Origin of the sequence: Streptomyces monomycini (assembly GCF_022271435.1) — a bacterium.
GTDB lineage: Bacteria > Actinomycetota > Actinomycetes > Streptomycetales > Streptomycetaceae > Streptomyces > Streptomyces monomycini.
In genome coordinates, this window is record NZ_JAFIQY010000056.1 from 1 (window position 1) to 14056 (window position 14056).

The 14056-nt window shown below is 73.5% G+C and carries 12 protein-coding genes; 7 read left to right on the plus strand and 5 right to left on the minus strand.

The window, feature by feature from the left end; translation table 11 throughout:
* The 5 genes from JXZ78_RS36850 to JXZ78_RS36870 form a co-directional block, all read left to right on the plus strand.
* Positions 1–266, plus strand: a 266-nt coding sequence (locus JXZ78_RS36850; protein WP_238783635.1) for a hypothetical protein, incomplete at its 5' end; no start/stop codon positions are given.
* Between the two features lie 152 nt (positions 267–418).
* Positions 419–2002, plus strand: a complete 1584-nt coding sequence (locus JXZ78_RS36855; RefSeq protein WP_050502894.1) for an SDR family oxidoreductase — start codon at positions 419–421, stop codon at positions 2000–2002.
* Positions 2003–2300: 298 nt separating this feature from the next.
* Entirely contained in the window at positions 2301–3110 is an 810-nt protein-coding gene (locus JXZ78_RS36860) for a DNRLRE domain-containing protein (protein WP_030023365.1), read from the plus strand.
* 173 nt (positions 3111–3283) lie between these two features.
* Positions 3284–4564, plus strand: coding sequence for a VWA domain-containing protein (locus JXZ78_RS36865; RefSeq protein WP_030023367.1), 1281 nt, complete (start codon positions 3284–3286; stop codon positions 4562–4564).
* Positions 4564–5409 carry a hypothetical protein gene (locus JXZ78_RS36870; protein WP_030023368.1) on the plus strand — a complete coding sequence of 282 codons (846 nt, stop codon included), beginning with the start codon at positions 4564–4566 and terminating at the stop codon, positions 5407–5409. The genes JXZ78_RS36865 and JXZ78_RS36870 overlap by 1 nt, the downstream gene beginning before the upstream one ends.
* A gap of 142 nt (positions 5410–5551) precedes the next feature.
* On the opposite strand, the gene JXZ78_RS36875 is transcribed toward JXZ78_RS36870, so the two are convergent.
* From JXZ78_RS36875 to JXZ78_RS36895, 5 genes are all read right to left on the minus strand, one after another.
* A complete protein-coding gene (locus JXZ78_RS36875; RefSeq protein WP_030023369.1) occupies positions 5552–5782 on the minus strand; it encodes a phosphopantetheine-binding protein in 231 nt (76 codons plus the stop codon).
* 5 nt (positions 5783–5787) lie between these two features.
* The gene (locus JXZ78_RS36880; RefSeq protein ID WP_030023370.1) at positions 5788–6420 is read right to left on the minus strand and encodes an isochorismatase family protein; all 633 of its coding nucleotides are present in this window, start codon (positions 6418–6420) and stop codon (positions 5788–5790) included.
* A 46-nt stretch (positions 6421–6466) separates the two neighbouring features.
* Positions 6467–8086: a (2,3-dihydroxybenzoyl)adenylate synthase gene (locus JXZ78_RS36885; protein WP_030023371.1), complete on the minus strand. Its 1620-nt coding sequence runs from the start codon at positions 8084–8086 to the stop codon at positions 6467–6469.
* A gap of 38 nt (positions 8087–8124) precedes the next feature.
* Positions 8125–9330, minus strand: a complete 1206-nt coding sequence (gene dhbC / locus JXZ78_RS36890; protein ID WP_030023372.1) for an isochorismate synthase DhbC — start codon at positions 9328–9330, stop codon at positions 8125–8127.
* Positions 9331–9469: 139 nt separating this feature from the next.
* Positions 9470–10258, minus strand: coding sequence for a 2,3-dihydro-2,3-dihydroxybenzoate dehydrogenase (locus tag JXZ78_RS36895; protein ID WP_030023373.1), 789 nt, complete (start codon positions 10256–10258; stop codon positions 9470–9472).
* A gap of 109 nt (positions 10259–10367) precedes the next feature.
* Here JXZ78_RS36895 and fhuB point away from each other — a divergent pair, with 109 nt between their 5' ends.
* On the plus strand, positions 10368–12767 hold the full coding sequence (gene fhuB / locus JXZ78_RS36900; RefSeq protein WP_030023374.1) for a Fe(3+)-hydroxamate ABC transporter permease FhuB: 2400 nt from the start codon (positions 10368–10370) through the stop codon (positions 12765–12767).
* Positions 12768–12836: 69 nt separating this feature from the next.
* Positions 12837–14054 carry an enterochelin esterase gene (gene fes, locus JXZ78_RS36905; RefSeq protein ID WP_030023375.1) on the plus strand — a complete coding sequence of 406 codons (1218 nt, stop codon included), beginning with the start codon at positions 12837–12839 and terminating at the stop codon, positions 14052–14054.
* Positions 14055–14056 lie beyond the last annotated feature (2 nt).

Below are 14056 nucleotides of genomic sequence, written 5' to 3' on the forward strand. Positions count from 1 at the left end.
CCGGGCGCTTCCCTTCGGTCTTGCGTTTCCGACTCTATCAGATCCTCGCGGTCCTGATTTTCGCCGGTGCGTTTCGGCCTTTCGGCTTCTTCGCGGTTCCAACCTTACCAGATCCGTTCGGCGTTTCCGCTTTCCGTTTCCGGCCCCTGTTGGAGCGGGTTTTGTTTCGCGCCTTCCGGCGTGCTCACCACTTTAGCGGTTTTCCCCGGCGACTCATAATCGAGTCGCTGTTCCGAATTTCGGCATGCCGAAATTCTTCCCGTTGAGGAGCCGTGCGGTGGTGATGGTGCTTGCCGGTGTGGCGGAAGGCTGTCGCGGCGCCTGTCGGCTCCGTGGCAACTCGGAGAACACTACACGACGGGCCGGAGAACCCGAAGGCACCCCCGCCACTGCCGCGCTCCGTTCGCGGGCACGTTCCATGCGGGGTAGTACGGGACCGGGCGGCTACGGGAGGCGCGGCGTGGAACGGTGTCTGGTGACCGGGGCGAGCGGATACATCGGCGGGCGGCTGGTGCCGGAGCTGCTGTCCGCGGGGTATCCGGTGCGGTGTCTGGCGCGTACGCCGGGGAAGCTGCGGGATCACCCCTGGTCGGGGCAGGTGGAGACGGTACGGGGCGATGTCACGGACGCGGAGTCGCTCACCGCGGCGTTGGAGGGTGTCGGTGTCGCCTATTACCTGGTGCACGCGCTGGGGTCGGGTAAGGACTTCGAGGACACCGACCGCCGGGCGGCCCGTACGTTCGCCGAATGCGCGCGGAAGGCGGGCGTGCGGCGGATCGTCTATCTGGGTGGCCCGGTGCCTAAGGGTGTCGACCGGCACCGGCTCTCGCCGCACCTGCGGTCGCGGGACGAGGTGGGGCGCATCCTGCTGGCGTCCGGGGTGCCGACCGCGGTGCTGCGGGCCGCAGTGATCATGGGGTCGGGCTCGGCGTCCTTCGAGATGCTGCGGTACCTGACCGAGCGGCTGCCGGTCATGGTGACGCCGAGCTGGGTGCGTACCCGCATCCAGCCGCTGGCGGTACGGGACGTGCTGTATTACCTGGTGGGCTGCGCCGCCCTGCCGGAGTCGGTGAACCGTGGCTTCGACGTCGGCGGCCCCGACGTACTGACGTACCGGCGGATGATGCAGCGCTACGCGCGGGTCGCGGCGCTCCCCCGCCGCCTGATCGTGCCGGTGCCGGTACTGACGCCGGGGCTCTCCAGTCACTGGGTGGGGCTGGTGACGCCCGTACCGGCCGGTATCGCGCGTCCGCTGGCGGAGTCGCTGCGGCACGAGGCCGTGGCCCAGGAGCACGACATCGCGCGGTACGTGCCGGACCCGCCCGGCGGGCTGACCGGCTTCGACCACGCGGTGGAGCTGGCGCTGCGGCGGGTACGGGAAGCACGGGTCGCCACCCGCTGGTCGTCGGCCTCGGTGCCCGGTGCCCCCAGCGACCCGCTGCCGACCGACCCGGACTGGGCGGGCGGCAGTCTCTACACCGACCGCAGGGCTCGCCGGGTGGACGCCTCGCCCGAAGCGCTGTGGGACGTCATCGAGGGCATCGGCGGGGAGAACGGCTGGTACTCCTTCCCGCTCGCGTGGGCGCTGCGGGGGTGGCTGGACCGGCTGGCGGGCGGCGTCGGGCTGCGCCGGGGCCGGCGGGACGCGCAGCGGCTGCGGGCCGGTGACTCGCTGGACTTCTGGCGGGTCGAGGAGATCGAGCGGGGGCGGCTGCTGCGGCTGCGCGCGGAGATGCGGCTGCCGGGACTCGCGTGGCTGGAGCTGCGGGTCGGGCGGGACACGGCGGGCCGTACGGTCTACCTGCAGCGGGCGGTGTTCCATCCGCACGGGCTGGCAGGCCATGCGTACTGGTGGAGTGTGGTGCCGTTCCATGCGGTGGTGTTCGGCGGGATGGCCCGCAACATCGCCGCCGCGGCGCGGGAGCGGGATGCGCGCAAGCGCGCCACGCCGGAGCAGGGCATGGCGGGGCGGGACGCGCGGCCGGCGGCAGGCGAGGGCTGACACGGAGCGCCGTACGAGGAGTACGAGGACCCACTGCCGGCCGCCCGTCATAGGGAAACCTCGGCCGTCACCGGGAACCGCCCCCATCACCCGGAACCGCCCCGGCACCAGGGCCCCGTCACCGGGAACCGAACCGTCCCTCGTCCTGAGGCCCCCGTCACCCTCCGTACACCCCATGCCGTCGAACAGGTGAATACCGATGGGTCGGTGTCCCCGGTCGGACGCAAGCAGGAGACGACATGGGCTCCGCGTGGAAAGGCTTGGTCAGTTCAGGCACTCCCGGCAATGGAGGCACAACATGCCCGCACCCCGTTCGCGTACCGGCCGACGACGGTCCGGCTCTTCCCTGCTCGTCTGCGGCATCGTCGGCGGACTGGCCGTCCCCACCGCGTGGGCGGCGGGTTCCGACGCCCACGACACGAAGTCGCGGCAGTCGACGGCTCAGCCGGCCGAGTTCCGGCAGGCTTCCGAACAGGCCGCCGCGTCCGGCCGGCGGGTGGAGGTGCAGTCGCAGCGGACGGACACCGTGCGTGTGTACGCCGACCCGTCCGGCACGTACACCACCGAGCAGAGTGTGACGGGGCCGCGCGCTCCCCGGGGCCCGGTGGGCCTGTGGACCAGCGTCAACAAGGGGTATCCCGACACGTCGTACTGGGCGAAGACCGGTGATGTCGCGCGCGTCGGCCACGAGAACCAGACGGGCGGGACCTGGCGCTCGCTCATCACCATGGGGACCAAGGACCTGCAGCGCACCGGCACCATCCGGCACGCGGCGTTCCGCATCAGGAACACCTACTCCTGGTCCTGCGCCAAGCGGCCGGTCCAGCTGTGGGACACCGGCCGGGCGTACAAGAGCACGACGTGGAACAAGCAGCCGAAGTGGTACAAGCTGCTGGACACGGTCAACGACGCCAAGGGGCACGACAAGCACTGCCCGGCCGGTGACCTGTCCTTCAACGTCACGGAGAACGCCAGGGCGGCGAAGGCCAACAAATGGGCCGACATGACCCTGGGTCTGCGGGCCGCGAACGAGAACGACACCTACGCCTGGAAGAAGTTCGCCCCCAGCTCGGGCAAGCTGGTCGTCACCTGGTCGTCCAGGGGCTGACTCCGCAGCGCCGCCCCGGCCGCCCCGGTGACCTCACGGTTCACCGGGGCGGCCGGCTGTCGTAGAGGGGCGTGCGGGGACGTGAGGGGGCGGGCGGAGCCCTGGCGCCCCCTCAGCTCCGCCCGCCGCGGCTCGTTTTGGAACCGGGGCCGGATCATCAATACGATCCGGCGATGATCACAAGAAAACGGCTGGCGGCCGGGGTGTGCGGCCTGCTCGCCACCCTGGCCGTGGGGCTGCTGCCCACCTCCGCCGCAGCCGCCGGCGAACCGGACGCGAAGAAGCCCTCCCCCAAGGTCGAGCTGGTGCTGGACGTCAGCGGCTCGATGCGGGCGCGGGACATCGACGGGCAGAGCCGGATGTCGGCGGCGAAGCAGGCGTTCAACGAGGTGCTGGACGCGGTGCCGGGCGAGGTCCAGCTCGGCATCCGTACCCTCGGCGCGAACTATCCGGGCCCGGACCGGCAGACCGGCTGCAAGGACACCAGGCAGCTCTACCCGGTCGGGCCGCTCGACCGGACCGAGGCGAAGACCGCGGTGGCGACGCTCGCCCCCACCGGCTGGACGCCGATCGGCCCGGCCCTGCTGGGCGCGGCCGACGACCTCAAGGGCGGTGACGCGACCCGCCGGATCGTGCTGATCACCGACGGCGAGGACACCTGCGCCCCGCTCGACCCGTGCGAGGTGGCGCGGGAGATCGCCGCGAAGGGCATCCACCTGACCGTGGACACGCTGGGGCTGCTGCCGGACGCCAAGACCCGTAAGCAGCTCAGCTGCATCGCGGAGGCGACCGGCGGTACGTACACCTCCGTGCAGCACACCAGCGAACTGCGGGACCGGGTGCACCAGTTGGTGGACCGGGCGGCCGATCCGGTGGTGACGCCGGTGGCGACGCAGGGCGCGGACCAGTGCGCCAAGGCGCCGGTGCTCAAGCCGGGCCTGTACACCGACCGGGAGAAGTTCGCCGAGCACCGCTGGTACCGGGTGGACGTACGGCCCGGCCAGGAGCTGCGCGCGGCGGCGAGCATCGGCGCCGACCGTGCCGTCAACAACGACTACGGCGTGCTGCTGCGTGCCTCGACCGTGCACGGCCGGGAGATCGTGCGCGGCTCGGAGGCGGGCGACGGGCGTACCGACGTCATCTCGTCCGGGCTGCGCTATCCGAAGGCGCCGCTGAAGAACGCCGACGGCGCGGCGAAGGACGCGCCGGAGACGGTCTGCCTCCAGCTGAGCCATTCCTTCGCGGCGCCGGCCGGGGTCAAGACCGAGCCGGGTCTGCCGGTGGAGCTGGCCATCGACGTCGTGGACGGTCCGTCGGACGCCTCGGACGTGGCGTCCTTCGGTCTGGGCCGCGGCTGGTGGTTCCTGGGCGCGCTGGTGCTCGTCGGCCTGGTGGCCGGTCTGCTGTGGGGCTGGCTGTCGCGCTGGCGTGTCGCCGTCTGGAGGACCAACTGATGCGTACGCGTACGTTTGTGACCGCCGCGCTGCTGGCGGGTGCCGCGCTCTGCGGTTCGGCCGGTGCGGCGGTGGCGGACAGCCCGTCGCCGTCCGCGAGCGCCAGTGCTGCGGGGCCGACGGAGGCGGGGACGTCGTTCCGTACCGCGACGCCGGTCCAGCCGGGGCAGCGGGCGACGGCCGGGGCGTCGACCGGTGACTACCTGTACTGGGCGGTGCCGGTGGACGCCGGGCAGCGCGCCACGATGAAGGCGAAGGTGACGCTGCCCAAGGCGGCCCGGCACGGCGCGGCGACCTGGCAGCTCGACGTGTACGACGGGCTGCGGCGGCGTCAGGCGTGCACGTACGGCGCGCAGACCAGGGCTGCGGCCGCGGACGCGGCTTCGGTGGAGCTGTCCTGCACGCTGCGGACGGCCCGTTCCTGGGCCGAGCAGTCGTCCAACGATCCGCTGCCGGGCACGTACTTCGTGCGTCTGACCGTCACCGACCTGCCGCAGGACGACCTGGGGCTGCCGGTGCACGCGGAGTTCGAGCCGACGGTGGCCGGGACGGGCGGCGCGTACGCGGTGGACGGCAAGCTGGCCGCCCCGCTCGTGCCCGGGGCCGCCGCCGCGGGCCCGAAGGACGGGGAGAGCGCTTCCCCGGAGCCGTCGGCGTCGGCTTCGGCGGCGGGCAAGCGGTCCGTCGCGGCGTCCGAGCCGGAGGGCGGCTGGTCCTCGGGCCGGTGGTCCGACCGATGGGTGTGGACGGCGGTGGGCGGAGTGCTGGCGGCGCTCGCCGGGATCGGCGGGTACGCGATGACGCGCGGCAGCGGCCGCCCGTCGCGGGTGCCGCCGAACGTCTGACGGCGTCACGCGGCCTACGGCGGCGGGGCGGTACGCGGAGTGTTCCGCGCACCGCCCCGCCGCCGTCTGTACGGAGCCGCGCCGCCGTCTGTACGGAGCCGCGCTGCCTCCCGTACGGAGCCCCGCTGCCGTACGGAAGGGCTCAGCCGGTGGCGCCGAGCAGCACCGCCCACTTCTCCAGGGCGGGCTCCTCCGACAGGTCGGCGACGGCGACCTCGATGCCGTGGTCGCGGTTCCAGCGGCCGGCCAGGGCCATCAGGCGGACCGAGTCGAGGCCGTAGTCGACGAGGTTCTCGTCGTCGGGGATGTCGGCGGGGTCCTCGCCGAGGACGTCGGCGACGTCCTTGCGCAGCTGCTCCAGCGTCAGTGCCATGGGGGTCACTTCCCTTCGAAGACGGTGGCGGTGGTGGTGACCACGGCACACTTGGCGGCCGCCCAGCGCAATGCCATCGCGTGGTCGTCCGCGGAGAAGTCGGCCACCGCGTCGGCGACGAGGAACGCCTGGAGGTCGCGCATCCAGGCGTCACAGGCGGTCATCAGGACGCCGATGTGGGCGTAGACGCCGGTGATGACGAGCTGGTCGCGGCCGAGGTCGCGCAGCCGCTCTTCGAGGTCGGTGCGGACGAAGCCGCTGTACTTCCACTTGGTCAGCACGGTGTCGTCCGGGCCCGGGGCGACCGCGTCGGCGATGGCCGCCGCGTGCTCGTCGGCGGGCAGGCCGGGGCCCCAGAAGTCCTGCTGGAGGCCTCGTTCCTCGGGCGTCTGGCCGCCGGGCTGCGCGGTGTAGAGGACCGGGATGCCGAGCCGGGCGGCCTCCTTCTTCAGCGCCGCCACGTTGCGCAGCAGGTCGGTGGCGGGGGACGCCTGGGTGTCGAAGGCCGACAGGAAGTAGTTCTGCAGGTCGTGGACGAGCAGGACGGCGCGCGACGGGTCGGCCTTCCAGTCCACGCGGTTCGCGGGCAGGTCGCCGGCGGACGGCATGGGGTAGGGGGCGATGGCGGGCAGGGCCATGGTGCGGTGCGGTCCCTTCAGGACGGGGCGGGGAGGGGGCGGGTGGTCAGGCGGGGCCGGCGTCGCCGGTGGCGGCGGACCTGAGGTCCTTCTTGGAGATCTTGCCGACGCCGGTCTGCGGGAAGGCGTCCACGAACACCACGCGGTCGGGCACCTTGTAGGCGGCGAGACCGCGGGCCCGGACGAACTTCTTGACGGCGACGGAGGACGGCGCCTCGGCGCCGGAGCGCAGGATCACGTACGCGAGGGTGCGTTCGCCCAGGTACGGGTCGGGTTCGGCGACCACGTTGGCGTCGTGCACCGCGGGGTGCGCGAGCAGGTGGTTCTCGACCTCCTCGGCGGCGATCTTCTCGCCGCCGCGGTTGATCTGGTCCTTGGCGCGGCCCTCGACGACGAGGTGGCCGGTGGGGGTGAGCCGGACGACGTCGCCGGTGCGGTAGAAGCCGTCCGCGGTGAAGGAGCGGGCGTTGTGCTCGGGCGCCTTCCAGTAGCCGCGGATGGTGTAGGGGCCACGGGTGAGCAGGTGGCCGGTGGCGCCGACGGGCAGGTCGTTGTCCTGGTCGTCGACGACGCGGATCTCGTCGTCCGGGGAGATGGGCCGGCCCTGGGTGGTGACGATGATTTCCTCGGGGTCGTCCAGCCGGGTGTAGTTCACCAGTCCCTCGGCCATGCCGAAGACCTGCTGGAGGGTGCAGCCGAGGGCGGGCCGTACGCGCCGGGCGGCCTCCTCGCTGAACTTGGCGCCGCCGACCAGCAGGACGTCGAGGCTGCTCAGGTCGTACGAGGTGGCGGGGGCCGCTTCGGTCCAGACGAGGGCGAGCGGCGGGACGAGGCCGGTGAGGGTGACGCGTTCGCGCTCGATGAGCGGGAACGCCACGTCGGGGTTGGGCTGCGGGCACAGCACCACACGGGCGCCCGCGTACAGGGCGCCGAGCGAGCCGGGCGAGGAGAGCGGGAAGTTGTGGGCGGCGGGCAGGACGCACAGGTAGACGCTGTGCTCGTCCACGTTGCACAGCTCGTTGGAGCCCCACAGCGAGTAGATGTAGTCGTCGTGGGTGCGCGGGATGAGCTTGGGGACGCCGGTGCTGCCGCCGGAGAGCTGGAGGAAGGCGAGGTCGTCCGGTGCGGGCTCGTCCCAGGCCGCGGTGTCCGCGGGCGGGTCGGCCGGTACGTCCGCGAGCGCCTCGAAGGGGCCCGGGTCGCCGCCGGTGACGAAGACGTGGCGCAGGCCGGGGACGTCGTCCCGTACCGTCGCGGCCAGGGCGCGGTAGTCGTAGCCGCCGTGTTCGGCGGCGATGACGTAGGCGGCGGCGCCGGTGAACTCGCAGAAGTAGCGGATCTCGGTCTCGCGGTGCGCGGGCAGCGCGAAGACGGGGAGGGCGCCGAGGCGGAAGAGCGCGAAGATCACCTCGAAGAACTCGGCGACGTTCGGCAGCTGGACGACGACCCGGTCGCCGCGGACGATGCCGCGCGCGTGGAATCCGGCGGCGAGCCGGGTGGCGCGGCGGTCCAGTTCCGCGTACGTCCAGCGGCGGCCCTCGCCGGCCGGGTCGACGACGGCGACCCGGTCCGGGTGGGCGGCGGCCCGGTCGCGCAGCATCTGCCCGAAGGTCTCGCCGCGCCACCAGCCCGCTTCGCGGTAGCGCTCGGCGAACTCCGCGGGCATGGCGGGCGCGTGGGAGTGGGCGTAGGCGTAGGGATCGGTCACAGCTCGGCTCCGACGGCGCTCAGGAAGGTACGGAACTTGGCGCCGGTCTCGGCGGTCTCGGCGCCGGGGTCGGAGGCGGCGACGATGCCGGCTCCGGCGTACAGGCGCAGGGCGCGTTCCTCGGCCTCGGCGCAGCGGATGGTCACCACCCACTCGCCGTCGCCGGACGCGTCGCCCCAGCCGACCATACCGGTGAAGAAGCCGCGGTCGAACGGTTCGGTGTCGGTGATCACCTGCCGGGCGGTGTCGGTGGGGGTGCCGCAGACCGCCGGGGTGGGGTGCAGGGCGCAGGCCAGCTCCAGGGCGGAGGTGTCCGGCGAGGCGAGGGTGGCGGTGACGGTGGTGGACAGGTGCCACATGGCGGCGGTGCGCACCAGGGTGGGCCGGACGGGGACGTCGAGGTCGGTGCAGTACGGGGCGAGGGCCCGGTGGACGGCGTCCACGACGACGGCGTGCTCGTGCAGGTCCTTGGCGGACTCCAGCAGGGCGGCGGCCCGGCGGACGTCCTCGGCGAGGTCGTCGCTGCGCGGGATCGACCCGGCCAGCGGGTTGGCGACGACGCGCCGGCCGCGCCGGGTGACCAGCAGTTCGGGGCTGGCACCGAGGAGGGTGCGGCCGGGCGCGGTGGGCAGCGCGAAGGTGTAGCCGGAGGGGTCGCGGCGGGCCAGGCGCTGGAGCAGCGCGGGGATGTCGAGCGCGTCCGGGGTGGTCAGTTCGAGGGTGCGGGCGAGGACGACCTTGCTGAACTCGCCGCGCCACATGCGCTCGACCGCGGCGGCCACGCCGGCGCCGTACACCTCGGGAGCGGGTACGGGTCTGATGTCCCAGCGGGTCGCGGCGGGCGGGTCGGCGGGCAGCGCGATCAGCGGGTCGGCGGTGAGCGGCGGCGCGGTCCGGACGGTGGCGGGCACGGTGAGCGCGGAGGGCGCCGTCTGGTCGAAGGGCACGGCGCCGATGACCATGGGGGCGTCGTGTCCCGCCGCCTGTGCGGCGCCGAGGGTGGCGGCGACCCGCTGGGGCAGGGGACGTTCGTCGTGCGGGACTTCGCTGTGGGTGCCCTGCGCGAGGATGGTGCGCGTGGGCGTGCCGAGGAAGCGGGCGCCGGGGGTGTAGGCGCCCAGGAGCGAGGTAGCGGCTCCGACGGCGGGGTGGGCCGGCTCGGCGAGGGGGACGTGCGTGGCGACTTCGGGTGCCGTCGGCACGGGAGCTCCAATTCTCGGAAGGCTGCGAGGTTCCGGGGGATGGCTGATACGGGTGGTGGTGCGGAGGGGCGTGCGGTGAGCGGGGGTGCGGTGGTGCGTGCGTCCCGGGCGGCCGGTGGGCGGCGGGACGCGGCGCGGGTCACCGCAGGGTGGCGCCGCCGTCGACGTACAGCTCCTGCATGGTGATGTGCCGGGCGCGGTCGGAGGCGAGGAAGACGACCGCGTCGGCGATGTCGGACGGGTCGGCGATCCGGCCGAGGGGGATGCCGGTGCGGTACGTCTGCGGGTCGCCGGCGATGACGCGGCGGGGTGCGTCGTCGTCGGTCCACAGCGCGCGTTGCATGGCGGTGTCGGTGGAGCCGGGCGCGACGATGTTGCAGCGCACGCCGCTGCGGGCGAGTTCGAGCCCCAGGCATTTGGTGTACATGGCCGCCGCGGCCTTGGAGGCGGCGTACGCGGCCATTCCGGTTCGGGGCACGCCGGCGGCGTTGGAGCCGACGGTGACGATGCTCCCGGAGCCCCGTTCGACCATGTGCGGGGCGACGGCACGGGACGTGTGGAAGACGCCGGTGGTGTTCACGGCGAAGGTGTCGGCCCAGTCCGCGTCGGACAGCTCGGCGGCGGCGCCGGGGCGCAGGATGCCGGCCACGTTCACCAGGACGGCGATCGGGCCGAGTTCGCGCTCGACGCGGGCGACGGTGGCGTCGACGGCGGTGCGGTCGGTGACGTCCATGGCTTCGGTGGTGACCGTTCCCGCGGCGCCGTCCTCGGTCGGCGGGGCCGCGGGTGCGGTGCGGTCGGTGGCCACGACGTGGGCGCCCTGTCGCGCCAGGGCGGCGGCGACCGCGGCGCCGATGCCCTGCCCGGCGCCGGTCACCAGCGCGATGCGCCCGGTGAATTCGGCGCGGCCCGGTATGTGCTCAGGCATGAGCAACCTCCCCATTTGTTAGGCAAGCCTAACCTAATATAGGACAGGTGCCCAGCCACTCCGCCATTCCGCCCGCACGCTGCACAAATGGTTAGGCTAGCCTCACCTTATGCAAAAGCAGCGTACGGGTATAGCCGCCCGGCCCTCCGAACACGGCGCTTCGGGCGTCGCGTTGCCGGGCGCGGTGGCGGAAAAGGATGCCCGACCCCCTGCCGATGACCCGCGCTTTGCCTCCGGGCCGCCCTCGACGGACCCCGACGGCGAACGCTCCGGTGACGAGCGTCCCGATGGAGAGCGCTCCGACGACGAGCGTCCCGATGGGGAGCGTCCCGCGGGCACCACACGCCGTACCGTCGCGCTCGCCGTGGCCGGCTTCACCGCCGCGGTCCTCGTCCTGGCCGCCGTGTCCCTGTGCGTCGGCGCCGGTGAGGTCGGTGCGAGCGGCGTCCTGGACTACCTGCTCGACCGTGGCGGCGCGCGCAGCGACCCCCGGCTGGCTCTCGTCGTCGGCGACCTGCGGCTGCCCCGTACGCTCACCGCCCTGCTCGTCGGCGGCGCGCTCGGCGTCGCCGGGTGCCTGCTCCAGGCCGTCACCCGCAACCCGCTCGCCGAGACCGGCCTGCTCGGCGTCAACGCCGGGGCCTCGTTCGGTGTCGTGGCGGGCATCGCGCTGCTGGGCCTGGACAGCGGCTACGCCTACCTCGTGTGCGCGTTCGCCGGCGCGGTCGTGGCCAGCAGTCTCGTACTGCTCATCGCGGGGCGCCGGGGCGGCGGTTCGCCGATGCGGCTGGTGCTGGCCGGGTCCGCGCTGGGCGCCACCTTCGGCGGGCTGACCAGCGTGATCGTGGTGAACTCGGCGGAGACCTACGACCGGTTCCGGTTCTGGGTGCTCGGCTCGCTGGCCGGCGTCGAGGGCTTCGGCGAACTCGGCCGCCTCGCGCCCGTACTCGTCGTCGGGTTCCTGGTGGCGCTGCTGGTCGCCCGGCCGTTGTCCGCGCTGGCGCTCGGCGACGACCTGGCCCGCAGCCTCGGCCACCGGCCGCCGGTGATCCGGACCGTGGTGGCCGTCGGGGTGACGCTGCTGACCGCGGCCGCGGTGGCGCTGGCCGGTCCGATCTCCTTCCTCGGCTTGCTGGCGGGCTTCCTGGCCCGGGCGGTCGCCGGGACCCGGCTCGCCGCCCGGCTGCTGCTGGCCGGGCTGATCGGCGCCGCCGTACTGATCCTGGCGGACGTGGCGGCCCGGGTGGTCTCCCGCCCGTTCGAGGCGCCGGTCTCCGTGATCGTGTCGCTGATCGGCGCGCCCGTCCTCATCGGCATCGTCCGGTCCCGGCAGCTCACCGCGATGGGCATGACCGAACCGGCGACCGAGGAGCGCGCTCCGGGCAAGGCGGCGCGCGGCGTACTGCCCGCGCTGCGGGAGCGCCTGACGCGCCGTCTCCCGAAGCGCCGTACCGCGAAGCCCGGCCGGGTGCGCCCCGCCGACACGTTCGTGCTGCGGCGCGGCCCGCTCTCCTTCCTCGTCGCCCGGCGCGCCACGTTCGCGGGGCTGCTGCTGGCCGTGCTGCTCCTGCTGGCGGTGGTGCTGTCCGCGTACGCCGGGCAGAGCGACATGGGCGTGACCCGCACCTTCCAGGCGATCTTCGGCCAGGGCGACCGGTTCGACGTCCTGCTGGTGCAGAAGTTCCGGCTCGGCCGCATCGTGGCCGGGCTGGCGGCGGGCGCCGCGCTGGGGCTGGCCGGCTGTCTCACCCAGACACTGGCCCGCAACCGGCTCGCCACCCCCGAACTGCTCGGTGTCAACGACGGCGCGACCGCCGCCGTCCTGCTGTCCGTCACCCTCAGCGCGACCGGCACGTTCGGCGCCTGGTGGGCGGGCCCGCTGGGCGCGCTGGTCGCGGCGGTCGTGGTGACGGTCGTCTCCGGAGGCCTCGGGCAGCGCGGCTACCGCGTGCTGGTCGTGGGCCTGGCGATGTCCTCGCTGGCCTCCGCCGCCACCCAGGTGGCCCTGTCCCGGCGCTCGCTCAACTCGGCGAGTTCGCTGTACGTGTGGACCTCGGGCAGCCTCAACGGACGCAGCTACGCCGTCGCCGTGCCCGTCCTCATCGGCCTGGCCATCCTCGTCCCACTGAGCCTCGCGGTCGCCCGCCACCTGGGCGTACTGCGCTTCGACGACGCCACGGCCTCCTCGCTGGGCGCCGCTCCGGGCCGTACCCGCGCGGTGTGCCTGCTGCTGGCGGTGGCGCTGGCGGGGCTGGCCGTCGGGATCTGCGGGCCGGTCGGATTCGTGGCGCTGGCGTCGCCGGTCATCGCGTCGCGGCTGGCGGGTCCGCTGCGGGTGCCGCTGGTCGGCACGATGCTGACGGGTGCGCTTCTGGTGGTGGCGGCGGACACGATCGGGCGAATCGTTTTCGCGGGCACGGAGGTGCCGGTGGGCGTCGTGACGACCGTCCTGGGCGGGCCCTTCCTGCTGTGGGTACTGCTGGGCCGTTCGGCGGCGACCCGTGTCTGACGCACAGGACGCACGCGACGAACGCCACGAACACTCCGCGCTGACGACGCTCCTGAAAGGGGTAAGCAAGTGACCGCTGCTGTCCGCAGCCCGCTGCTGCAAGAACTCGCCGCCGACGTGCGGGCCGGGCGGCCCGGCGCCGAGGAGGAGTTCTGGCGCCGCGCCGCGGCGGCCGGGACGCCGCTCGTGGAACCGGACCCGGACGGCGACCCCGGGCACGTCCTCGTCACGTTCCTGTGGCGGGACGACCCGGCGTCCCCGGCCACGGACGTACTGGCACTCCTGCACACCGTCACCGACCGGGACCGGCACGCGGGCGACCTGACGCCGAACCTGATGACGCGCGTCGAGGGCACCGCGGTCTGGGCGCTCAGCCACCGGCTGCGCTCCGACCACCGGGCCTCGTACCAGTTCCACCCCGGCACCGGCCCGCGCGAGGACCTGCTGCGTACGGACCGCAAGGCGTGGCTGAAGGTCCTGGACAACGCCGTACCCGACCCCTTGAACACCGCGCCCGCCCTCCCGTCGCGGGACGGCCGCAACCCCGCCTCCGTCCTGGAACTCCCCGGCGCTCCGGCCCAGCCGTGCACCGGCCGCAGGCCCGGCGCGGCACGCGGCACGTCCGTACAGACCGAGGTGGACGGCCGGAACATCACGGTCCATCTGCCACCCGGCCACCACGCCGACGGCGGCCCCTACGCGGTCGCGGTGCTGCTGGACGGCGAGATGTGGGGCCCGGTCCTCGGCGCCGGCGACCTGCTCGACAACCTGCACGCCGACGCCTCCGTGCCGCCCACGGTCGCCCTGCTCGTGGACACCATGGGGCGGCGGATGGAGGACCTCAGCTGTAGCGAGGAGTTCGTCGACTGGCTGGCGGACACGCTGCTGCCGTGGGCGGACACCACGTACGGGACCGACCCGCGCCCGCAGCGCACGGTCGTCGCGGGCCAGAGCGCCGGCGGCCTGACCGCGGCGTTCGCCGCCTTCCGCCGACCGGACCGGTTCGGCCTGGCCCTCTCCCAGTCCGGCTCCTTCTGGTGGCCGGACGACGAGCGCGGCACCGAATGGCTAACGGGCCAGTACGCCACCGCCGAACGCCGCCCGGTACGCCTGCGACTGGAGGTCGGCCTCCAGGAGTGGATGCTCCTCACGGAAAACCGCCGCCTGCGCGACGTCCTGCGGGCGCGCGGCTACGACGTGTCGTACGAGGAGTTCAACGGCGGGCATGATTACGCGTGCTGGCGTGGGGGGCTGGCTACGGGGTTGAGGGCGCTGCTGTCTCCGTAGAG